This window comes from Actinomadura xylanilytica, assembly GCF_030283145.1.
In the GTDB taxonomy this organism is placed as follows: Bacteria; Actinomycetota; Actinomycetes; order Streptosporangiales; family Streptosporangiaceae; genus Spirillospora; species Spirillospora xylanilytica.
The window spans coordinates 554,244-576,104 of record NZ_JASNWE010000001.1 but is presented as its reverse complement, the minus strand read 5'-3'; the positions used below and the strand labels follow the sequence as shown (position 1 = coordinate 576,104).

Annotated in this window: 18 protein-coding genes; 16 read left to right on the top strand and 2 right to left on the bottom strand. The window is 75.0% G+C overall.

What is annotated here, in order from left to right:
* Positions 1-38 precede the first annotated feature (38 nt).
* On the bottom strand, positions 39-1,415 hold the full coding sequence (locus tag QP090_RS02670) for an MFS transporter (RefSeq protein WP_285936827.1): 1,377 nt from the start codon (positions 1,413-1,415) through the stop codon (positions 39-41).
* Positions 1,416-1,566: 151 nt separating this feature from the next.
* Between QP090_RS02670 and QP090_RS02665 the strand changes: the two genes are divergently transcribed.
* The 8 genes from QP090_RS02665 to QP090_RS02630 all read left to right on the top strand — a co-directional run bounded on the left by QP090_RS02665 (position 1,567) and on the right by QP090_RS02630 (position 10,435).
* Positions 1,567-2,589, top strand: a complete 1,023-nt coding sequence (locus tag QP090_RS02665) for an NAD-dependent epimerase/dehydratase family protein (RefSeq protein ID WP_285936826.1) — start codon at positions 1,567-1,569, stop codon at positions 2,587-2,589.
* 28 nt (positions 2,590-2,617) lie between these two features.
* Positions 2,618-3,706, top strand: a complete 1,089-nt coding sequence (locus QP090_RS02660; protein WP_285936825.1) for a dihydrodipicolinate synthase family protein — start codon at positions 2,618-2,620, stop codon at positions 3,704-3,706.
* Positions 3,707-3,797: 91 nt separating this feature from the next.
* Entirely contained in the window at positions 3,798-5,126 is a 1,329-nt protein-coding gene (locus QP090_RS02655; RefSeq protein ID WP_285936824.1) for a helix-turn-helix domain-containing protein, read from the top strand.
* A gap of 135 nt (positions 5,127-5,261) precedes the next feature.
* Complete coding sequence (locus QP090_RS02650; protein WP_285936823.1) at positions 5,262-6,605, top strand: APC family permease; 1,344 nt, start codon at positions 5,262-5,264, stop codon at positions 6,603-6,605.
* Between the two features lie 185 nt (positions 6,606-6,790).
* Positions 6,791-7,720 (top strand): ABC transporter ATP-binding protein, encoded by a 930-nt coding sequence (locus QP090_RS02645; protein ID WP_285936822.1) that lies wholly within the window; start codon positions 6,791-6,793, stop codon positions 7,718-7,720.
* Positions 7,717-8,544, top strand: a complete 828-nt coding sequence (locus QP090_RS02640) for an ABC transporter permease (RefSeq protein ID WP_285936821.1) — start codon at positions 7,717-7,719, stop codon at positions 8,542-8,544. The genes QP090_RS02645 and QP090_RS02640 overlap by 4 nt, the downstream gene beginning before the upstream one ends.
* A gap of 65 nt (positions 8,545-8,609) precedes the next feature.
* Positions 8,610-9,833, top strand: coding sequence for a sensor histidine kinase (locus QP090_RS02635; RefSeq protein WP_285936820.1), 1,224 nt, complete (start codon positions 8,610-8,612; stop codon positions 9,831-9,833).
* A complete protein-coding gene (locus tag QP090_RS02630) occupies positions 9,830-10,435 on the top strand; it encodes a response regulator transcription factor (RefSeq protein ID WP_285936819.1) in 606 nt (201 codons plus the stop codon). The genes QP090_RS02635 and QP090_RS02630 overlap by 4 nt, the downstream gene beginning before the upstream one ends.
* 22 nt (positions 10,436-10,457) lie before the next feature.
* Here the strand turns inward: QP090_RS02630 and QP090_RS02625 are convergent, their stop codons facing one another.
* Positions 10,458-11,450 carry a helix-turn-helix transcriptional regulator gene (locus tag QP090_RS02625; RefSeq protein ID WP_285936818.1) on the bottom strand — a complete coding sequence of 331 codons (993 nt, stop codon included), beginning with the start codon at positions 11,448-11,450 and terminating at the stop codon, positions 10,458-10,460.
* A 62-nt stretch (positions 11,451-11,512) separates the two neighbouring features.
* Between QP090_RS02625 and QP090_RS02620 the strand changes: the two genes are divergently transcribed.
* From QP090_RS02620 to QP090_RS02585, 8 genes are all read left to right on the top strand, one after another.
* Entirely contained in the window at positions 11,513-13,000 is a 1,488-nt protein-coding gene (locus tag QP090_RS02620) for an MFS transporter (protein ID WP_285936817.1), read from the top strand.
* A gap of 124 nt (positions 13,001-13,124) precedes the next feature.
* A complete protein-coding gene (locus QP090_RS02615; RefSeq protein WP_285936816.1) occupies positions 13,125-14,297 on the top strand; it encodes a pyridoxal phosphate-dependent aminotransferase in 1,173 nt (390 codons plus the stop codon).
* A 73-nt stretch (positions 14,298-14,370) separates the two neighbouring features.
* Positions 14,371-15,321 (top strand): carbamate kinase, encoded by a 951-nt coding sequence (locus QP090_RS02610; protein WP_285936815.1) that lies wholly within the window; start codon positions 14,371-14,373, stop codon positions 15,319-15,321.
* An 88-nt stretch (positions 15,322-15,409) separates the two neighbouring features.
* Complete coding sequence (gene bar, locus QP090_RS02605; protein WP_285936814.1) at positions 15,410-16,516, top strand: barbiturase; 1,107 nt, start codon at positions 15,410-15,412, stop codon at positions 16,514-16,516.
* A 58-nt stretch (positions 16,517-16,574) separates the two neighbouring features.
* Positions 16,575-17,270 carry an SseB family protein gene (locus QP090_RS02600; protein ID WP_285936813.1) on the top strand — a complete coding sequence of 232 codons (696 nt, stop codon included), beginning with the start codon at positions 16,575-16,577 and terminating at the stop codon, positions 17,268-17,270.
* 90 nt (positions 17,271-17,360) lie between these two features.
* Positions 17,361-17,966 carry a prepilin peptidase gene (locus tag QP090_RS02595; RefSeq protein WP_285936812.1) on the top strand — a complete coding sequence of 202 codons (606 nt, stop codon included), beginning with the start codon at positions 17,361-17,363 and terminating at the stop codon, positions 17,964-17,966.
* A 41-nt stretch (positions 17,967-18,007) separates the two neighbouring features.
* The gene (locus tag QP090_RS02590; protein ID WP_285936811.1) at positions 18,008-18,838 is read left to right on the top strand and encodes a phytanoyl-CoA dioxygenase family protein; all 831 of its coding nucleotides are present in this window, start codon (positions 18,008-18,010) and stop codon (positions 18,836-18,838) included.
* A gap of 40 nt (positions 18,839-18,878) precedes the next feature.
* Positions 18,879-21,854 carry a glycine--tRNA ligase gene (locus QP090_RS02585; protein ID WP_285938548.1) on the top strand — a complete coding sequence of 992 codons (2,976 nt, stop codon included), beginning with the start codon at positions 18,879-18,881 and terminating at the stop codon, positions 21,852-21,854.
* The last annotated feature ends 7 nt before the right edge of the window (positions 21,855-21,861 follow it).

The window sequence follows — 21,861 nt, the reverse complement described above, 5'->3', positions numbered from 1 at the left end:
CTGGGCCGTGAGGGCGGCGCGGTATCGCGGCAGGACGGTTAGGCCGCCTCGGCGGACTCGGCGGTCATGTCCACGTCGCGGGTCTCCGGGCCGAGCAGGGCGCCGGTCACGGCGAGCAGGCCGCCGAGGACCAGCAGCGCGACGGCGGTGTACCGGTGCGGCATCACCTGGCCGAGCCCGGTCTGGAAGAAGGCGTAGAACGCGGGCACGACCATGCCGAGGCTGTAGCCGAGGCCGTAGCCGGACGCGCGCACGCCGGTGCGGAACCGCTCGTTCAGGTAGGTGGTCAGGCAGCCCCACGGCACGCTGATCAGCAGGGTGATCGCGACCGCGAGGACCAGCACGCCGCCGAACGAGGTGACCCTGCCGCCCGCGATCATCGTGTACGGGACCGGCACGATGATCGCGCAGAGCAGCCCGCCCGCGATCAGCAGCGGGCGCCGGCCGAGCCGCTGCGACAGCAGCCCGCCGCCGAGGTAGACCAGCACCACCAGCGCGTTGGCGATGATCAGGGTGAACGTGACCTGGGTCGGGCTCAGCCCCGCCTGGGTCTTCATCAGGCCGGGCAGCACCGCGGTCAGCATGTAGGAGGTGAACCACATCCCGGTGGTCAGCACGAAGACCTGGAGGAAGTCGCGGCCGGTGCGCCCGCGCAGCAGCTCGCGGACCGGGGTCTTGGCCGGGGTGTCCGGCTCGTCCGGCGCGGTCTCGAAGACCGGCGACTCCTCGACGTTGCGGGCGTACCACCAGGCGAAGCCGACCGAGATCGCGGCGCCGATGACGAACGGGATCCGCCAGCCCCACTGCACGTACGGGCTGTCGATGCCGCCCGCCGGGATGATCTGGAGCAGCCCGAAGGTGAGCAGCGCGATCGAGCAGTAGGCGACGGGGAAGCCGGTGGCGATCACGCCGCCGTACAGGCCGCGCCGGTGCTTCGGGCTCGCCTCCAGGGCGAGCGGCGTCGCCGAGGAGTACTCGCCGCCGAGGAAGACGCCGTCGATGAAGCGGAGCGCGATGAGCAGCACGACCGCGGTCATGCCGATCTGCTGGTAGCCGGGCAGCAGCCCGATCGCCAGGGTGGTGACGCCGAACCCGGTCACCGAGATCACGGTGATCCGGCGGCGGCCGATCCGGTCGGCCAGGTTGCCGAACAGCAGTGCGCCGAGCGGCCGGCCGACCAGCGTCGCGGCGAACACGGCCGCGGAGATCGCCGACTGGGTGCTCTCCGACACGCCGGTCGCGGCGAAGTAGGCGCTGGCCGGAGCCAGCGCGATCACCGGCAGGTAGATGTCGAAGAGGTCGGCGAAGAAGCCCAGCCACGCGCCGAACACGGCCTTGCGCGTGCGCCGGGCGGAGGGCGCCCCGGCGGATCCCTCCCCGGCGGGTGCCGGAGGTCCAGCGAGGCTCTGGCTCATCACGCCTCTCTTTCCAGGTTATGAACCTGCATGAAACTCTTATCTCGGACGGCGCCGAGCGTAGAGTGCCGTTTTTGGCGTGGTCAAGGGGTCATTGTGAACTTTTGGGGACCAGTGGCGGGTTTTTCCGAGTGCCTGCTAGGTTTCGCTCATGCTTGAAACTGATGAGCTGGCCGCGATCGACCGGCACCTGTACGAACCGACCCCCGCGCTCGTCGGTGACCTCGACGAGCTGGACGGCGACCTGCTGCTGCTCGGCGCGGGCGGCAAGCTCGGCCTCAGCCTGTCCCGGATGGCCCGGCTCGCCGCCGACCGGGGCCGCGCCCGGCGGGTCATCGCGGTCTCCCGCTTTGGCGACCCCGCGGTGCGCGCCGAGTTCGAGGCCGCCGGCGTCGAGGTGCTCCCCGCCGACCTGAGCGACGAGGCCGCGCTCCGCGACCTCCCGGACGCGGCCAACATCGTCTACCTGGTCGGCCGCAAGTTCGGCACCAGCGGCGACCCGTGGACGACCTGGGCGCTCAACACCTACCTGCCCGGCCGCGTCGCCGAGCGGTTCCCCTCCTCGCGGATCGTCGCGTTCTCCACCGGCAACGTGTACCCGCTCGCCCCCCTCGCGTCCGGCGGGGCGCTGGAGGGGGACGCGCCGGACCCCGCGGGCGAGTACGCCCAGTCGTGCCTCGGCCGCGAGCGGCTCCTCCAGCACTTCTCCGCCGTGAACGGCACGCCGATGTCGATCCTGCGCCTCAACTACGCCATCGACCTGCGCTACGGCGTCCTGCACGACGTCGCGACCCGGGTGTTCGCCGGCGAGCCGGTCGACGTCACGATGGGCTGCGCCAACGTGATCTGGCAGGGCGACGTCAACGCGATCACGCTGCGGTCGCTGCTGCACTGCGACTCGCCGCCGGACGTCCTCAACCTGACCGGCCCCGAGACCGTCTCGATCCGCTGGCTGGCGGAGGAGTTCGGCCGCCGGTTCGACCGCGGGCCCGAGATCACCGGCACCGAGGCGGCGACCGCGCTGCTCAGCAACGCCGCCAAGTGCACGGGCCGGTTCGGCTACCCGACCGTCCCGCTGGAGCGGATGATCGACTGGACCGCCGCCTGGATCGCCGCCGGCGGGCCCAGCCACGGCAAGCCCACCCAGTTCCAGCAGCGCGCCGGCGCGTTCTGAGCGCCCCCCGACCAGAGAGGAACCACCCATGGACGTGACGGGACTGCTGCACGGCGGCCTGGCGATCCCCGCCCACCCGCTGGCGCTGGACGAGCGGCTCGGACTGGACGAGGCGCGCCAGCGGGCGCTGACTCGCTACTACCTCGGCGCCGGCGCGGGCGGGCTGGCCGTCGGGGTGCACACCACCCAGTTCGCCATCCACGACCCGGCCGTCGGCCTCTACGAGCCGGTGCTGGCGCTGGCCGCCGAGGAACTGGACCGCGCGGACCGCGACATCGTCCGGATCGCCGGCATCCTCGGCCCGACGGACCGCGCCGTGCGGGAGGCGGAGATCGCCGCCGGCCTCGGCTACCACCTCGGGCTGGTGTCGATGGCGGCGTGGGGCGACGCGGCCGAGGACGAGATCCTCGCGGGCGTCGCCGCGGTCGGCGAGATCCTGCCGGTGTTCGGCTTCTACCTCCAGCCCGCCGTCGGCGGCCGGATCTTCTCCCGCGGCTTCTGGCGGCGGTTCTTCGAGATCGGGACCGTCCGGGCCGTGAAGGTCGCGCCGTTCGACCGGTACAAGACCCAGGACGTCGTGCACGCCCTGGTCGCGGCCGGACGCGACGGCGACGTGGCCCTCTACACCGGCAACGACGACAACATCGTCGCCGACCTCGTCACCCCGTTCCGCGTCCGCACGGCGGGCGGGGTCCGGACGGTGCGCTGCGCCGGCGGGCTGCTCGGGCAGTTCGCCGTCTGGACGGCCGCCGCCGTCGAGCTGGTCCGCCGCACCGGCGAGATCGCGCGCTCCGGGGCGCCCGTCCCGGCCGAGCTGCTCGGGGTGGGCGCCGACCTCACCGACGCCAACGCCGCGGTGTTCGACGCGGCGAACGGCTTCCACGGCTGCGTCCCCGGCATCCACGAGGTGCTGATCCGCGAGGGCGTGATGGCCCACCGCCGCTGCCTGGACCCGGACGAGGACGTGTCGCCCGGCCAGGAGGCGGAGATCGATAGGGTGTGGCGCGCGTACCCGCACCTGCGCGACCCGCGCGCCCTCGCCGAGCTGCTCGACGGCGCGGACGACGGGGACGGCGCCGCGCGGGTCCCCCACGTCCCCCAGGCCGAGGTCGGATGAGCTCACACGGTCCAGCGGTCCCGCCGCCCGCCCCGCGCGGCGGCGGGACCACCGCGCCCGGCACCGGGCCCGGAGTCGACGAGGAAGCGCTGTGGCAGCCGTCAGCGTCGGCCTGATCGGGCCCGGCGACCTGGTCGAACGGGTCGCCGCGGTCTGCGCCGAGACCGAGGGCGTCCGCGCCCTGCCGCTGCCCTACGGGCACGAGGACGAGACCGCCGGGCTGGTCCGGTCGGTGCACGACGACGCCGACGCGCTGCTGTTCACCGGGATCGTGCCCTGGACGATCGCGCGCGGCGAGGGGCTGCTCGACCGTCCGGCCGAGTACGTCTCCTACACGGGCGCGACCCTGCTGCGCGGGCTGGTGGAGCTGCTGCGCCTCGGCCACGACGTCTCCGGCGCCAGCATCGACACCCTCCCGCGCGACCAGGTCGAGGAGACGATGCGGGAGGCGCGGCTGCCGACCGGGCGGCTCCGGGTGCTGGAGCACCGGCCCGGCCTCGCCCACGACGACTTCGTCGGATTCCACCGGGACGCGCACGCGCACGGGTCGACGATCGCGATCACCTGCCTGCGGTCGGCGTACGAGGCGCTGGAACCGACGCTCCCGGTGCTGCGGCTCCAGCCGTCCCGGCACTCCACCCTCGAGGCGCTGCGCACGCTGGTGCTGCGGGTCAGCGACGCGCGCAGCAGCGACGCGCAGGTCGCGATCGGGCTGATCGAGCCCGGCCCCGGCGCCGGTCCGGGCGCGGCCGGGCAGCTCCGCCGCCGGGTGGCCGCGCTCGGCGGCAGCCTCGCCCGGGTGGACGAGCGCACGCACATGCTGATCATGACGCGGGGCCCGCTGGAGGAGCTGACCGCCGAGTTCACCCGGCTGCCCCCGGACGGCCTGTTCGGGATGGGCGGCGCGGGCGCGCGGACGGGCCTCGGGCTCGGCGCGACCGCGGCGGAGGCCGAGGCCCGCGCCCGCCGCGCGCTGGCCCGCGCCCGCGACGTCGGCGCGACCGCGGTCGTGGCGACGGCCGACCACACCGACCTGGTCCTCAGCGGCCCGGCCCCGGCGGCCGAGGACGCCCTGGGCGGGCGGGCCGGGGTCAGCCTGGCGCTGGTGGCGCGGCGCGTCGGCGTCCGCAAGGAGACCCTCGAACGGCTGCGCGGCCTGCGTCCCGCGGGCGGCGTCGCAGACGCGGAGAACGCTGCGGACGGAGCGAGCGGCACGGACGCGGCGAGCGGCACCGGCGCGGTGGGCGGGGCCGGGGAGCTGACGGCCAAGGACGTCTCGGCGGGGCTCGGCATCGAGGAGGGCTCGGCGCGGCGGCTGCTGAAGCGGCTCGAACGGGCCGGGGTCGCCGAGCCGGTCGGCAGCGTGCACACCGCCGGCCGCAGCGGCCGTCCCCCGGTGGTCTACCGCCTCAAGCTCTGAGATCGCCCGCGCTCTGAGGAGACGCGGGCCGTTCACGGCCTGCCTTGCGGGAGGTCGCCCGCGCCGCTCGGTAGGTTGATGACCGTCGCCAGCACGCCCCCCGGACCGAGCAGGACCGGACCCGGGGGAGACCGCATGGAGGCGCAGGGGCACCGCACGCAGACCCAGGGGCTGAGCCGCAGCCTGTCGCCGCGCGACCTGGTCGTGTACGGGCTGCTGTTCATCGGGCCGATGGCGCCGGTGGGCGTGTACGGCGTCCTCGACGCCAAGAGCGTGGGCGCGGTCGCCGCCGTGTACGCGGTCGCGACGGTCGCGATGGGGTTCACCGCGTTCTCGTACGCGCGGATGTCGCGGGAGATCCCGAACGCCGGATCGGTGTTCGCCTACGCGAGCGCCGGGCTCGGCCGGCCCGCCGGATTCCTGGCGGGCTGGATGGCGATGCTCGACTACCTGCTGATCCCGTCGGTGGCGTACCTGTTCTGCGGGATCGCGCTGCACGCGCTGGTGCCGCCGGTCCCGGCGTGGGTGTTCACGCTGGTCGCGTTCGTGGCGACGACCGCGTTCAACCTCGCGGGGGTCCGGGTCGCGGCCCGGATCGGCTTCATCGTGATCGTCGTGGAGATCGTGCTGCTGGCGGTGTTCGTCGTGGCCGCGCTCGTGGTCCTCGCGGCCCACGGCCCGGCCCGGCCGTGGGCCTCGCCGTTCACCGGGACGGGCGGCGGCTCGCTCACCCTGGTGATGGGCGCGGTCTCCGTCGCCGTCCTGTCCTACCTGGGATTCGACGCGATCGCCTCGTTCGCCGAGGAGAACGCCGGGGACCCCCGGCAGGTCGGGCGGGCGGTGCTGTTCTGCCTCGGGCTGGCCGGGCTGCTGTTCGTCGTGCAGACCTACCTGGCCGGGCTGCTGATGCCGGTGACGCCGCAGGAGCTGGCCGACCACCCGGCCGACCAGGGCACCGCGTTCTACACGATGGCCGACTCGGCGATCGGGACGTGGCTGTCCACGGCGTTCTCCGTCGTCAAGGGCGTCGGCCCGGCGTTCTCGGCGATGACGGCGGTCGCCGCCGCGTCCCGGCTGCTGTACGGGATGGCGCGCGAACGGGGCCTGCCCCGAGCGCTCGCGTCGGTGGACGCGCGCTCGCGCGTCCCGCGGACCGCGCTGCTGGCCACCGCGGGCCTCACCCTGGTCGTGTCGGTGTGGGCGGCGCGCCGCCCCGACGGGCTCGACCTGCTGGTCTCGATCGTCGACATGGGCGCGCTGGCGGCCTTCACGCTGCTGCATGCCTCGGTCGTCGGCTACTTCGTCGTCCGGCGGGGGAGCCGGGCCTGGCTGCCGCACCTGGTGGTGCCGGTGGTCGGCGCCGCCGTCACGATCTGGATCATCGTGCTGGCCACCACGTCCGCCAAGGTGGTGGGCGCCGTGTGGCTGGTCGCGGGGCTGGTGCTCGCGGCCGTCCGGCAGCGCCGCGCGGCCCGCTGACCCCGCCGTCCCGCCCCGCCGCCGGCACCGACCGACCGAACTGACCCGTCCGCCCGTTTCGGCCTGAGCCACGGCTCCCCGGCCTGCGGAGATGACACCTGTCACGGCGCACGCCTGACAGGTGCCGCCGGAGCCGGTGACAGCCGCGTCTACCGGGCCGTGCCCGCGGTCGCGAGGCTGGAACCATGCAGACCAGCCCACCCATCCAGGTCACCGGCCTCCACCAGCGGTACGGCGGGTTCGAGGCCGTCGCCGGGATCTCGTTCGACGTCCGCGAGGGCGAGCTGTACGCGCTCCTCGGCACCAACGGCGCGGGCAAGACGACCACTCTGGAGACCCTCGAGGGCCACCGGCCCGCACACGCCGGGACCGTCCGGGTCCTCGGCCGCGACCCGCACCGCGACCGCCGCGACGTCCGCCCCCGCATCGGGATCATGCTCCAGGAGGGCGGCTTCTTCGGCGACCTCACCGTCGCCGAGACCGTCGCCCACTGGCGCGGCTTCACCCCCCGCCCGCGCGACCCGGACGAGGTGATCGGCCCGGCCGGCCTCGCCGACCGGGCCGACGTGCGGGTCCGGCAGCTCTCCGGCGGGCAGAAGCGGCGGCTCGACCTCGCGCTCGCCCTCCTCGGCCGTCCCGAGGTGCTGTTCCTGGACGAGCCGACGACCGGCATGGACCCCGAGGCCCGCCGCGCCACCTGGACGATCGTCCGGGACGTGGTCGACGCCGGCACCACCGTCCTGCTCACCACCCACTACCTGGAGGAGGCCGAGCGGCTCGCCGACCGGCTCGCCATCATGCACCGCGGCCGGATCGAGCTCGCCGGGACGGTCCGCGAGGTCGTCGCGGGCCACGGCGACCGGATCAGCTTCCGGCTGCCCGAGCGGTTCCAGGTGGCCGAGCTGCCCGCCCTCGGCGGCGTCCGCGCGGGCATCGAGGTCGACGGCGGCCGTGCCGTCGCCACCTACACCGTGACCGGCCAGGGCCTCCAGGCCGGCCTGTACGACCTGCTGCGCTGGGCCGACGGGCGGCGCGTCGCGCTCGACGGCCTGCACGCCCGCAGCGCCTCGCTGGAGGACGTGTTCCTGAGCACGGCCGAAGGAGCGGACCAGTGACCCTCGCCCGACCTGCCGGCATCCGGCCCCCCGGCCTGGCGCCCCTGGCCCGCGTCGCCCGGCTCGACCTGACCCTGCTGTGGCGCAACCGCAGCGCGCTGTTCACCGTCGCCGGCCTGCCGCTGCTGTTCGCCGCGATGCTGGTGCCGATGAAGGGCAAGCCGATCGAGGGCGTGGACGGCGCCCTGCTCCAGGGCACCGGCCACCTCGCCTTCTTCGTCGTCTTCGCGGTGTTCATGAACCTGGTGAACGGGCTCACCGCCCGCCGCGAGGACCTCACCCTCAAGCGGCTGCGCGGCACCGCGCTCTCCGACTCCGAGATCCTCGGCGGCGGCGTGCTCACCGCCGCGGTGATGTACGCCGTCCAGGCGGGGGCCCTGCTGGTGCTGCTCGGCGCCGCGCTCGGCGGCCGGTTCCCCGCCGACCCGCTGCTGCTGCTCGCCGGGCTCGGCGGCGGCGTCGCGGTCTTCGCGCTGCTCGCCTTCGCGGTGTCCGGGCTCACCCCCAACAGCGACATGGCCGCGCTCACCGTCCTGCCGATCATGTTCGCCTGCATGGGCGGGGCGGGCGTGATGTTCCCGCTGGACGCGCTGCCCGCCGCGGCCCAGGAGGCGCTGCGGCTGCTGCCGCTGTCCCCGGTCGTGGAGATCGTCCGGACGGCCTACTTCGGGCAGGACTTCGTCGCCTACGGCCCGCATCTGGGCGTCGGCCTCCTCGGAGGCTGGGAGGCGTGCGCGCGCTCGTTCGCCGTCCTCGCCGCGTGGATCGTCGTCGGCCGCCTGCTCGCCGCCCGCTGGTTCCGCTGGGAGCCCAGGCGCGCGTGACCGAGACGATGGGCCGGCGGGCACGGGCGCAGCGGATAGGGTGCGCCCCGGGGGAGGGACGGGATATGGGCACGCCGACGTCGGCGCAGCTGGAAGAGCGCGCGGCCAGCGGATTCGAGGAGTACCGGAAGGTGACCTACCGGTCCTTCCTGATCGCCGCGCTCGGCGTGATCTCGCCGGCGGTGGTCGGCCTGGTGCAGGGCCACACCTCGGGGAAGGTGCCCGTCCCGGTGACGGCGCTGGCCGCGGTGGGCCTCGGCCTGTTCCTGTGGCTCTACTCGCGGCTGGTGCAGGGCAGCATGCGCAGCGGGGCGTCCCGGCGCGACATCGTGCTGAGCGCCGTGTCGGCGGGCCTGCTCAGCCTGATGATGCTGGGCAGCCCGGTCTTCTGCGTGATCCCGGTCTTCTGGGCGGCGACGGTGGCGCTGTCGGTGCCGGGCCGGCGCGGCCAGATCCTGCTGTGCCTCGGCACCGCGGCGTTCGGCACGGTGCTCGTCGCGGTCGCCGTCGGCCTCGACCGATCGCCGGGCTGGGACCTGCGGCACTGGTACCTGGTGCCCGCGGTGTTCGCCGGCTTCGCCGGGCTGTGCTGGCTCCTGATCTTCATCAACCTCTACCAGCGCCGCATCTGGGACCTCCACCAGGAGGCGCACGCCGCGCGCGAGGCGCAGGCCCGGCTCGCCGTCACCGAGGAACGACTCCGGTTCTCCCGCGACCTGCACGACCTCCTCGGCCACAGCCTGTCGCTGATCGCGGTGAAGAGCGAGCTGGCGATCCGGCTGTCCGAGCCCGACCCGGCGCGGGCCCGCGCCGAGATGGCCGACGTCCGGCAGGCCGCCCGCGACGCGCTGCGCGAGGTCCGCTCGGCCGTCCGCGGCTACCGCGCCGTCGAGCTGGACGCCGAGCTGGCCGGGGTGCGCGCGGTGCTGGAGGCGGCCGGGGTGCGCTGCGAGGCCGCCGCCCCGCCCGCCGCCCTGCCGCCCGAGGTCCGGTCGGTGCTGGCCTGGGTGATCCGGGAGGGCGCGACCAACGTGATCAAGCACAGCGAGGCCCGGCACTGCGCGATCGCCCTGGCCTCCCACGGCGGATCGGTGGTGCTGGAGATGCGCAACGACGGGACGGGCGACGCCGAGGGCGGCGCGGGCTCCGGCCTGACCGGGCTGGCCGAGCGGGTCGCGGTCGTCGGCGGCGACCTCACCGCGGCCCGCGACGGCCGCGACGGGTTCCTGCTGCGCGCCGTCGTCCCGCTGCCGGCGGCCGGCGCCGAGCGGGCCGGGAGCACGGCGTGATCCGCATCCTGCTGGCCGACGACGAGCACCTGATCCGCGGCGCCGTCGCCGCGCTGCTCGGCCTGGAGGACGACCTGGCCGTGGTCGGCGAGGTCGGCCGCGGCGACGAGGTCGCCGGCGCCGTCGCCGCGCTCGACCCCGATGTCGCGGTGCTCGACATCGACATGCCCGGCGCCGACGGCCTCACCGTCGCCGAGCAGTTGAGCGCCGCCGGGGCCCGCTGCGCGGTGTGCATCCTCACCAGCTTCGGCCGCCCGGGGTACCTGCGCCGCGCCATGTCCGCCGGGGTGCGCGGCTTCGTCGCCAAGGACGCCCCGACCGAGGAGCTGGCCGCCGCGATCCGCAAGGTCCACGCCGGTCGCCGCTACCTGGACGCCGAGCTGGCCGCGAGCGCCATGGCCGCGGGCGACAACCCGCTGACCGCGCGGGAGCGCGAGATCCTCCGGCTGACCGGCGCCGGCACCCCCACGTCCCGCATCGCCGCCCTGCTGCACCTGTCCGAGGGCACCGTGCGCAACTACCTGTCGACCGCGATGACCAAGCTCGGCGAGTCCAACCGCCTCGCCGCCGTCCGCGCCGCCCAGGACATGGGCTGGATCTGACCCGCCGGATCCCACCCCGGATCTACTCGCCGGCCTGCCGGTAGCGCCGGGCGAGCGTGCGGCAGGCGTCCCTCAGTTCGCCCGGCTCGATGACGGTGATGTCGGCGTCGAAGGTGGCGAGCAGGCCGGCGACCCCGGCCCAGGACCATGCGCCGAGGGTGATGCGGGTCTGCGTGGGGGCGACGTACTCGATGACGGAGCCGCCGGGTGCCCAACGGGCGACGACGTCGGGGGGCAGCTCCATCAGGACGGTGCCGAGGCATGGCCATCGGGCCGGGGTGTCTCCTCTGTCGTGGCTGGTCATCACGTAGCGGGCCACGTCGGGTTCGGAGAGTTCGCGGCGTTGGAACGGGGTCCCGGTGGGTGCGTGGGCGTGGATGCGATCCACGCGGTAGATGCCCCAGGCTTCGGTGGCGGGGGTGTAGGCGACGAGGTACCAGCGCCCGGCCCACATGACGAGGTGGTGGGGTTCGACCCGTAGCGGCGGCGTGAAGCCGGGGTCGTTCGGGTGGAGGCGGAGGCTGTCGGGGGTGAGGTAGTCGAAGCGCAGCAGGTGCCCGTTGCGGACGGCGTAGCCGACGGCCTTGAGGGTGTCCGGGGCGATGGGGGGTGCGGGGAACTCCCAGGAGTTGCCGATGGCGGTCAGGTGCATCGCGTCGACCTCGGCGCGGAGGCGGGCGGGCATGACCTGCCTGATGCTGGTCAGGGCGCGGGCGGCGGCGTCGTCGATGCCGGCCACACTGGCCGGCGCGGTCTGGAGGGCGACGGCGACGGCGACGGCCTGCTCGTCGTCGAGCAGCAGCGGGGGGAGCCGGCCGCCGGCGCCGAGCCGGTAGCCGCCGTCGGGGCCCTTGAGGGCCTGGACCGGGTAGCCCAGCTCGCGCAGGCTCTCCACGTCACGGCGCAGGGTGCGGGTGCTGATACCGAGCCTGTCGGCCAGGTCCCGCCCGGACCGGTTCGGGCGGGCCCCGAGCAGGGACAGCAGGCTGAGTAGGCGCGAGGACGTTGTGGCCATGGACCCATCGTCGGCCAAGAAGCGGCCATTCGGCGTCCGCTTCTGCTGTCACGGTGTGGCCCATGAGCTCAAACACCGCTTCCCACACCGCTTCCCACACTGCCTCCCGCGGGGATCCCCGACCAGGTGCGCTGGCCGGCAGGGCCGCCGGGATCGCCCTGCTCGTGGTGCTGTTCGCCTCGTTCATGGACCTGCTGGACGTCACGATCGTCACGGTCGCCGCGCCGGCGATCGCGGCCGAGTTCCACGCGAGCCAGGCCCAGTTGCAGTGGATGCTGGCCGGGTACGTCCTCGCGATGGGGTCGGGTCTGATCACCGGCGGGAGGCTCGGCGACGACTACGGCCGCCGCCGGATGTTCCTGGCCGGCCTGGCGGTCTTCGCCGTTGCGTCCGCGGCGTGCGCGCTGGCGACGGGCCCGTCGATGCTGATCGGCATGCGCGTCCTCCAGGGCCTGGCCGGTGGCCTGATGGTCCCGCAGGTGTTCGGGATCATCCGCTCCTCGTTCGACCCCGCCGGGATGGCCAAGGCGTTCGGTGCGTTCGGGGCGGTCCAGGGCCTGGCCGCTGTGGCCGGGCCCCTGATGGGCGGGTTCCTGGTCGACGCGGACCTGTTCGGGCTGGGCTGGCGGACCATCTTCTGGGTGAACGTGCCGATCGCGGCCGTCGCGCTCGTGCTGGGGTCCCGCGTCCTGCCGGAATCCACGAGCCGGCACCGGGCGGCGCTGGACGTCATGGGCGCGGTGCTGTTGACGCTGGGTGTGATCCTGGTGCTGCTGCCCCTGGTCCAGGGCCGTGATTGGGGCTGGCCGTGGTGGGGTTTCGCGCTGATGGCGGCCGGGGTGCTGCTGCTGGGCGGGTTCCTGGCCCATGAGCACTCGGTTGTGCGGCGCGGTGGTCAGCCCGTGCTCGACCCGGCGCTGCTGCGGGTGCGCAGCTTCGGCGCGGGACTGATGGCCTCGGTGTTCTTCTTCGGCGCCGTCGGTGCGTTCTTCCTGACGCTGTCGATCTACCTTCAGGCCGGTACCGGACGCACCGCCTGGCAGACCGGTCTGGTGATCCTTCCCTACGCGATCGGGTCCATCCTCACCTCCGGCCTCGGCGTCGCCATGGCCGCCAAGGCGGGCCGGGCGCTGCTGGTCGGCGGATCGTCGGCCCTGGCCGCGTCGCAGGCGCTGCTGTGGTTCATCGTCCGCGATGGTCACGACCCCGGGTACTGGATGCTCGCGCCGGCACTGTTCATCGGCGGTCTCGGGCTGGGCCTGGCGGCGCCGATCCTGGTCAATGTCGTCCTCGCCGGCATCCCGGGCAAGGACGCCGGCGCGGCCGGGGGTGTTCTCTCGACGGTGAACCAGATCGGTGGTGCCGCCGGCGTCGCCGCCGTGGGGACCCTCTTCTTCACCGTCCTGGACGGCCATGCCGCCGATGCCGCCCGGCTACCGGGGTTCAGCGACGCCTTCGCGGCCGTACTGCCGGTCGAGATCGCGCTCTACCTGCTGGCCGCCGCACTGATGCTGCTGCTTCCCCGGACCACGGCCGCGCACAGCGGGTGACCCGCGCCCACCCACATCGCCCCGCGCGCCGCCGCCCCGGGACGGCGCCCGCACCGACCGGTGATCAAGTTGAGACCCGCCGCCGCCCGGGGCGGGGTGGGCACCGCGGCGGCGAGCGGGGAAGATGGACGGCGTGGGAGAGCCGCTGGTATCGCGCATGCAGGGATTCGGGACGACGATCTTCGCGGAGATGTCCGCGCTGGCCGCCTCGACGGGTTCGATCAACCTCGGGCAGGGATTCCCCGACACCGACGGGCCGCCCGCGATGCTCGACGCCGCCGTCGCGGCGATCAGGTCCGGCGGCAACCAGTACCCGCCCGGCCCCGGCGTCCCGGAGCTGCGCGCGGCCGTCGCCGCGCAGCGCCTGGAGCGGTACGGGCTGGAGTACGACCCGGCCGCGGAGGTGTTCGTCACCGTCGGCGCCACCGAGGGCGTCGCCGCGTCCGTGCTGGCGCTGGCCGGACCGGGCGACGAGGCCATCGTGTTCGAGCCGTACTACGACTCCTACGCCGCGACGATCGCGCTCGCCGGAGCCGAGCGCCGGGCCGTCACGCTGCGCCCGTCCGGCGGCCGGTTCACCTTCGACCCGGACGAGCTGCGCGCCGCCGTCGGGCCGCGCACCCGGCTGATCCTGGTCAACTCGCCGCACAACCCGGCGGGCACCGTCTTCACCCGCGCCGAGCTGGAGGTGATCGCCGCGGTGTGCCGCGAGCACGACCTGGTCGCGGTGACCGACGAGGTGTACGAGTACCTGACCTTCGACGGCGCCGAGCACATCCCCCTCGCCACGCTCGACGGCATGCGCGAGCGGACGGTGTCGGTGTCCTCGGCGGGCAAGACGTTCTCGGTCACCGGGTGGAAGACCGGCTGGGTGACCGCCCCCGCCGCCCACATCCGCGCCGTCCAGACGGTGAAGCAGTTCGTCACCTACGCGGTGAGCGCCCCCTACCAGCGGGCCGCCGCGTACGCGCTGCGCAACGAGCTGGCCTGGGTGGAGGACCTGCGGGCGTCCCTGGAGGGCAAGCGCGACCGGCTCATCACCGGGCTGGAGGCGGCGGGCTTCGAGACGTTCCGGCCGCAGGGCACCTACTTCGTGCAGGCCGACATCCGGCCGCTCGGGTTCACCGACGGCATGGAGCTGGCCCGCGCGCTGCCGGGCAAGGCGGGCGTCGTCGCCGTCCCGACGCAGGTCTTCTACGACGACGCCGAGGCCGGCGCCCACTTCGTCCGGTTCGCGTTCTGCAAGAAGGACGACGTCATCGACGAGGCCGTCGAGCGGCTGCGCCACCTGGGATAGTTGCCGAAGACCCGGGCCCGGTTGGGCGGATTACGCCCATGAGCGGCGGCCGTTCCGCGGATACCGTCGTTCCGTGAACAGCGGCGGCGGTGCCGGGCCGGTCCTCATCGCGCTCGGCGGAAACGCGATGACCGGCGCGGACGGCAGCGCGTCGGCCGCGGCGCAGGCCGCGGCGGTGCAGGGCGCGATGGAGCACGTCGCCGAGCTGGTCGCGGCCGGCGCGCGGGTCGCGCTCACCCACGGCAACGGCCCCCAGGTCGGCAACCTGCTGATCAAGAACCAGCTCGCCGCGCACGTGGTGCCGCCGGTGCCGCTGGACTGGTGCGGGGCGCAGACCCAGGCCACCGTCGGGGTGCTGATCATGAACGCGCTGGAGCGGGCGCTGGCCGCCCGCGGCGCCGCCCGCCCGGTGTCCACGGTGGTGACGCGCACGCTGGTGGACCCGTCCGACCGGGGGTTCGCCGACCCGGTCAAGCCGGTCGGCCGCTACTTCCCGGCGGACGAGGCGCGGCGCTCCATGGCGCTCGGCCAGTCCTGGCGGTCGTTCGGCGACCGCGGCTGGCGGCGCGTGGTCGCCTCCCCGGAGCCGCTGGAGATCCTGGACGCGGACGCCGCCGCGCTGCTGCTGGCCGCCGGGCACGTCGTGGTCGCCGCGGGCGGCGGGGGAGTGCCGGTGGTCCGCGAGAACGGCGCGCTGCGCGGGGTGGAGGCCGTCGTCGACAAGGATCTGGCGGCGCAGCTGCTGGCCCGCCGGCTCGGCGCCGCGACGCTGGTGATCGCGACCGACGTCGAGCACGTGATGGTCGGCTACCGCACCCCCGGCGAACGCCCGCTGCGCCGCGTCACCGTCGCCGAGCTCGGCGCGCTGGCCGCCGCCGGGCACTTCGCGGGTGGCAGCATGGGCCCCAAGGTGGAGGCGGTGCGGCGGTTCGTCGCGGCCGGCGGCGCCCGCGCCGCGATCACGTCGCTGCACCGGATCGGCGACGCCGCCCGCGGTGCCGCGGGCACCGTCGTGGAGGAGTGACCGGCCGCCCCGGCGACGGCCGCCGCCCCGGCGGCGCGCAGGGACGGACGAGGACGAGCAGCGAGGACGAGCAGCGAGGAGCGGCGAAGTGCCCGACCCGATCGAAGTCCGCAAGATCCCCATCGAGAGCGTGACCGACGCCTCCGGCCTGGCCCGGCTGATCGACGACGGCGTGCTGGAGGCCGACCGGGTGCTGGCCGTGGTCGGCAAGACCGAGGGCAACGGCGGCGTCAACGACTACACCAGGCTGCTGGCCGACCGGGCGTTCCGCGAGGTGCTGCTCGCGCGCGGCACCCGCTCGGCCGCCGAGATCGCGGAGGTCCCGCTGGTGTGGTCGGGCGGCACCGACGGGGTGCTCAGCCCGCACGCCACCGTGTTCGCCACCACCGATCCGGACACCGCGCCGCGCACCGCCGAGCCGCGGCTGTCGGTCGGGGTCGCGATGAGCGAGATCATCCGGCCCGAGGACATCGGCCGGCCCGCGATGGTGGAGACCGTCGCCGCCGGGGTGCGCGCGGCGATGAAGACCGCGGGGATCGACGATCCCGCCGACGTGCACTACGTGCAGACCAAGACGCCGCTGCTCACCCTCGACACCATCAACGACGCCAGGGCCCGCGGCCACGACGTGGTCACCGAGGACACGCTGGCCTCGATGGACGTGTCCAACTCCACCACCGCGCTCGGCATCGCCGTCGCGCTCGGCGAGATCGACCCGCCCGAGGCCGGCGCGATCCACCGCGACCTGTCCCTGTACTCCTCGGTCGCGTCGTGCTCGTCGGGGGTGGAGCTGGACCGCGCCCAGATCGTGGTGGTCGGGAACGTGCGCGGCATCGGCGGCCGGTACCGGGCCGGGCACGGTGTGATGAAGGACGCACTCGACGCCGACGGCGTCTGGGACGCGATCCGCTCGGCCGGCCTCGACCTGCCCGAGCGCCCGCATCCCGGCGACCTGGACGGGCGGGTGGTGAACGTCTTCATCAAGTGCGAGGCCGACCCGTCCGGCTCGGTCCGGGGCCGCCGCAACATCATGCTGGACGACTCCGACGTGCACTGGCACCGCCAGATCAAGGCGTGCGTGGGCGGCGTCGCCGCCGCGGTCACCGGCGATCCGGCCGTGTTCGTCTCCGTCGCCGCCGTGCACCAGGGCCCCTCGGGCGGGGGGACGGTCGCGGCGATCGCCGACCTCGGGTGAGCGGAGAGTGTCCGGCCGGACACCCTGAGCGGTCGTGGAAGGTTATAGCCTCTCTGCCGTGTCCGGTCTGACCATTCCCGAACCCCAGTTCCCCGCCGACGACGGCACCGCCGACCCGAGGCTGCGCGAGGCCCTCACCGGGTACGCGGCCGGACGGGTCGCCGTGCACACCGTGCTCGAGCGGCTCGCCGGCGCCCGGCTGCTGGTGCCCGTCGTCGCGGTGCTCACCGAGGAGGAGGACGTCGCCCCCGGCGAGCTCCGCCGCGAGAAGTCCAGCGACATGGCGCTGCCCACGCTGGTCGGCGACGACGGCCGCCGCGGCGTGCCCGCCTTCACCTCCGCCGCGGCGATGCGGGCGTGGCGCGCCGACGCCCGCCCGGTCGCGGTGCACGCCCGGCAGGCGTGCCTGGCCGCGCTCGACGAGGGCGCGCACGCGCTGGTCCTCGACGTCGCGGGCCCGGTGCCGCTCGCCGTCGACGGCATCCGGCTGCACCTGCTGGCCGAGGGCCGCCCGGTCCCGCCGCCGCACGAGGACCCGGAGGTGCTGGCCGCGATCGAGGCCGCCTTCGGGGCCGACGCGTCCGTCAGCGGCGTGCGGGTGTCGGCCGGAGTCGAGGCCGAGCTGGCGGTCCGCTTCGCGGTCGTCCCCGGGCACGACGAGCAGGCCACCGTGCGGCGCGTCTCCGACCGGCTCGCCGAGCTGCTGCGCGGCCGGGTCGTCGGCGGCGTCGAGCTGAGCATCGTCCGCCGCTGAGGATGTTTCAAGCTCGGCCCGGCTTCCTCGCCCGGCGGCTCGGACGCCGACCGTGCTCGGGCGAGCGGTGCGGCGGGTAGGGTCGGCCGCGTGGAGGCCCCCCGAGCAGCGCCGCCCATAACGGCCCGGCCGCCGCGCGCCGAGTGGATCGCCGCGCTCAGGCGGCGCCCGGCCGTCGCCGCACTCGTGTGCGCCGCCGTCCTCGCCGCGCTGGCCTGGCGGATCGGCGCCCGCCCCGAGCTGCCCGCCTTCCTGGTGCTCGGCGCCGCCGGCAGCGCGCTGGCGATCGCCGATCTGGCGACCAGGACGCTGCCCGACCCGCTGACGCTGGGCTCCTACGCCACCGGTGCCGTCCTGCTCGGCGCCGCCGCGCCGTTCACCGCCGGGGGCGGCGCGCGGTACGTCCACGCGCTGATCGGGATGGCGGCCCTGTGGCTGCTGTTCGCGGTGCTGTGGGTGATCAGGCCGGACGCGCTCGGCCGCGGCGACGTCAAGCTCGCCGGGGCGCTCGGGCTGCACCTCGGCTGGCTCGGCGCCGACGCGTGGCTGCTCGGCATGTACGGGACGTTCGTGCTCGGCGGGGTGGTGTCGGTCGTCCTGCTGCTGCTCCGCCGCGCCGGGCGCAAGACGATGGTCCCCTACGGCCCGTACATGCTCGCGGCGGCGCTGGCGGCGGTGCTCGTCCACGCGCCGTAAACCGGTTGTCCAGACGCGACGCCGGTCGGCATGCTGACCTGATGACCTCCGAGACCCCTGAGACCCCTGTGACCTCCCTTGCCGCCTCCGAGGTCGCGTCGTTCGTCGAGAACGGCTTCGTGCGGGTGGACGAGGCGTTCCCGCGCGAGCTCGCCGCCGAGTGCCGGGACGTCCTCTGGCGCGACACCGGCTGCGACCCGGACGACCCCTCCACCTGGACGCATTCCGTCGTCCGCCTCGGCGACTACGCCCAGGAGCCGTTCCGCCGCGCCGCGAACACGCCCCGGCTGCACGCCGCGTTCGACGCGCTGGTGGGCGCGGGCCGCTGGGAACCGCGCGGCAGCCTCGGCACCTTCCCGGTGCGCTTCCCGAGCGAGGAGGCGCCCGGCGACGACGGCTGGCACATCGACGCGAGCTTCCCCGGCGACGACCCCGCCGACTTCATGTCCTACCGCGTCAACGTGGCGTCGAGGGGCCGGGCGCTGCTGATGCTGTTCCTGCTGTCGGACGTGGGCGAGGACGAGGCGCCCACCCGGATCCGAGTGGGCTCCCATCTGGACGTCCCGCCGATCCTGGAGCCCGCCGGCGACGCGGGCCTCGGCTTCATGGAGCTGGCCGGACGCGCCGTCCAGGCCACCGAGCACCGGCCGGTCGCGCTCGCCACCGGCCGCGCGGGCGACGTCTACCTGTGCCATCCGTTCCTCGTCCACGCCGCGCAGCCGCACCGGGGCGGCCGGCCGCGCTTCATGGCGCAGCCGCCGCTGGCGCCCGCCGCGCCGGTCCGCGGCGGCGGGTCGCCGGTCGAGGCGGCGATCCGGCGGGGGCTGGCGGCCGGTCCGGCCGGGCCCGGGGGCGCGGCCCCCGTAGGCTGAGCGGATCCCACCCCGAAGGAGAACCACCCCCGTGCTGACCATGCAGGACGCGCTGATCCGGCTCACCGGCTTCTGGGCCGGGCACGGCTGCCTCGTCGCGCAGCCGATGAACACCGAGGTCGGCGCGGGCACGCTCAACCCGTCCACGGCGCTGCGCGTGCTCGGCCCGGAGCCGTGGCGGGTCGCCTACGCCGAGCCGAGCGTCCGGCCCGACGACGCCCGCTACGGCGACAACCCCAACCGGCTCCAGACCCACACCCAGTTCCAGGTGATCCTCAAGCCGGAGCCGGGCGACGCCCAGGAGCTCTACCTCGGCAGCCTGGCCGCGCTCGGCGTCGACCTGCGCGCCCACGACGTGCGGTTCGTCGAGGACGACTGGGCCTCCCCGGCGCTCGGCGCGTGGGGGCTCGGCTGGGAGGTGTGGCTGGACGGGCTGGAGATCACCCAGTTCACCTACTTCCAGCAGTCCGGCGGGCTGACCCTGGACCCGGTGTCGGTCGAGATCACCTACGGGATGGAGCGCATCATGATGGCGCTCCAGGGCGTGGCGCACTTCAAGGACATCCAGTACGCGCCGGGGGTCACCTACGGGGAGGCGTTCGGGCAGGCCGAGTACGAGATGAGCCGCTTCTACCTCGACGACGCCGACATCGGGACCGCCCGCGAGCTGTTCGAGGCGTACGCGGGCGAGGCGCGGCGGCTGATCGACGCGCGGCTGCCGGTGCCCGCGCACACCCATGTGCTGAAGTGCTCGCACGCCTTCAACGTCCTGGACTCGCGCGGCGCGATCGGCACCACCGAGCGGGCCCGCGCGTTCGCCCGCATGCGCGGCCTCGCGCACGAGGTCGCCGAGCTGTGGGTGGAGCGCCGCGCCGAGCTGGAGCACCCGCTCGGCGACGCGTCCGCGCGCCCGGCCGAGGCCGCCGCGCCCGCCGCGCCGCCCGAGATCACCGCGCCCGGCACGTTCGCGCTGGAGATCGGGGTGGAGGAGCTGCCGCCGCACGAGGTCGCGCGCACCGCCGACGAGGTCGCGGGCCGGGTCCGGCGGGCGCTGGAGGAGACCGGGCTGTACACCGGCGCGTCCGGGACCGCCGTATACGCGACGCCGCGCCGCGTCATCGTGGTGGTGACCGGGGTGGAGCCGCGCGAACCCGACACCGAGCAGGTCGTCAAGGGGCCGCGGGTCGCCGCCGCCTACGACGGCGAGGGCGCTCCGACGAAGGCCCTGCTGGGGTTCGCACGCGGCCACGGGATCGACCCGGCGGGCGTCGGCACGGTCACGGTCGCCGGCGGCGAGTACGCCGGGTACGTCCGCAAGGTCACCGGGCGCCCCGCCGCCGAGGTGCTCGCCGCGGTGCTGCCCGCGATCGTCACCGGGCTCCGCGCCGGCAAGAACATGCGGTGGAACGCGCCCGGCCTGTCGTTCGCCCGCCCGATCCGCTGGCTGGTCGCGCTGCTCGACGAGCACGAGGTCCCGTTCACCGTGGCGGGCATGACCGCGGGCCGCACCACCCGGGTGCACCGCACCGCGGACGAGCCCCTGGTCCCGGTGCCGGCCGCCGCCGACCTGGTCGCGACGCTCCGCGCCCACGGCGTCGAGCCGTCCGCCGAACGCCGTCGGGAGGGCGTCGCCCAGGCCGCGGGGCCGCTGGCGCGCCTCGCCGGCGGCACGGTCGACTTCGCAGGCGAGCGCGCGCTCGTCGAGGAGATCGTCGACCTGGTCGAGCTGCCGGTCGCGATCCTCGGCTCGTTCGACGGGCGCTACCTGGAGCTGCCCGAGGAGATCCTCACCACCGTCATGCGCAAGCACCAGCGCTACCTGCCGGTGCGCGACGAGGGCGGCCGGCTGCTGCCGCACTTCGTGACCGTCGCCAACGGCGAGTGCGACCGCGACGCCGTCCGGGCCGGGAACGAGGCCGTGCTCCGCGCCCGCTACGAGGACGCGGCGTTCTTCTTCCAGCAGGACCTGCGCAGCACTCCGGAGGAGATCGGGCGGGGGCTCGGCAAGCTCACCTTCACCGACCGGCTCGGCTCGATGGCGGACCGCGCCGGCCGGATCCGCGCCATCGCGGCCGAACTCGCCGGCCGGACCGGCCTCACCGGCGCCGACGCGGCCGTGGTGCGGCGGGCGGGCGAGCTCGCCAAGTTCGACCTCGCCTCGTCCATGGTGATCGAGCTGTCCAGCCTGGCCGGGACGATGGCCCGCGAGTACGCGCGCCGCGCGGGCGAGGACGAGGCGGTGGCGCGGGCGCTGTACGAGATGGAGCTGCCGCGCTCCGCCGGCGACGCGCCGCCGTCCGGCGTGCCCGGCTCGCTCCTGGCCGTCGCCGACCGGCTCGACCTGCTCGCCGGGCTGTTCGCGGTCGGGTCGGCGCCGACCGGCAGCTCCGACCCGTTCGGGCTGCGCCGCGCCGCGCTGGGGCTCACCGCGATCCTGCGCGCCCAGCCGCGCCTCGCGGCGGTCACCGTCGGCGACGGCCTGGCGATCGCGGCGCGGCACCAGCCGGTCGAAGTGACCCCGGACGCGCTCGCGGACGCCGAGCGCTTCGTCGCCCGCCGCCTCGAGCAGGCCCTCCTGGACGAGGGGCATCCGGTGCACGTCGTCCGGGCCGTGCTCCCGCACGCCGGGACGCCCGCCCACGCCGAGCGGGCCGCCGCCGACCTCGGCGAGCTGCTCGGCGAGGCCCGCTTCCAGCGGCTGGCGACCGCCTTGCAGCGCGTCCTGCGCATCGTCCCGGGCGGCACCGCGCCCGCGTACGAGCCCGCCCGGTTCGAGGAGCCCGCCGAACGCGCGCTGCACGAGGCGTTCATCCGGGTCCGGGACGAGCTGCCCGAGCGGCCCGCGCTGCCCGGGTTCACCGCCGCCGCGCTCGCGCTCGCCGCGCCGATCGACACCTACTTCGACGAGGTGATGGTCATGGCAGAGGACCCGGCGCTGCGGGCCAACCGGCTCGGCCTCCTCGCCGCCGTGCGCGACCTGGTCGGGGGCGTCATCGACTGGCGCGAGCTGCCTTAGGCGGGGC

What these genes read in the sequence shown, in the direction of transcription:
- QP090_RS02645 (WP_285936822.1), top strand. Translation starts at nt 6,791, where the DNA reads ATGCAGACCAGCCCACCCATCCAGGTCACCGGCCTCCACCAGCGGTAC.
- QP090_RS02615 (WP_285936816.1), top strand. Translation starts at nt 13,125, where the DNA reads ATGGACGGCGTGGGAGAGCCGCTGGTATCGCGCATGCAGGGATTCGGG.
- QP090_RS02650 (WP_285936823.1), top strand. Translation starts at nt 5,262, where the DNA reads ATGGAGGCGCAGGGGCACCGCACGCAGACCCAGGGGCTGAGCCGCAGC.
- QP090_RS02635 (WP_285936820.1), top strand. Translation starts at nt 8,610, where the DNA reads ATGGGCACGCCGACGTCGGCGCAGCTGGAAGAGCGCGCGGCCAGCGGA.
- QP090_RS02665 (WP_285936826.1), top strand. Translation starts at nt 1,567, where the DNA reads ATGCTTGAAACTGATGAGCTGGCCGCGATCGACCGGCACCTGTACGAA.
- QP090_RS02590 (WP_285936811.1), top strand. Translation starts at nt 18,008, where the DNA reads ATGACCTCCGAGACCCCTGAGACCCCTGTGACCTCCCTTGCCGCCTCC.
- QP090_RS02625 (WP_285936818.1), bottom strand. Translation starts at nt 11,450, where the DNA reads ATGGCCACAACGTCCTCGCGCCTACTCAGCCTGCTGTCCCTGCTCGGG.
- QP090_RS02660 (WP_285936825.1), top strand. Translation starts at nt 2,618, where the DNA reads ATGGACGTGACGGGACTGCTGCACGGCGGCCTGGCGATCCCCGCCCAC.
- QP090_RS02670 (WP_285936827.1), bottom strand. Translation starts at nt 1,415, where the DNA reads ATGAGCCAGAGCCTCGCTGGACCTCCGGCACCCGCCGGGGAGGGATCC.
- QP090_RS02620 (WP_285936817.1), top strand. Translation starts at nt 11,513, where the DNA reads ATGAGCTCAAACACCGCTTCCCACACCGCTTCCCACACTGCCTCCCGC.
- QP090_RS02585 (WP_285938548.1), top strand. Translation starts at nt 18,879, where the DNA reads ATGCAGGACGCGCTGATCCGGCTCACCGGCTTCTGGGCCGGGCACGGC.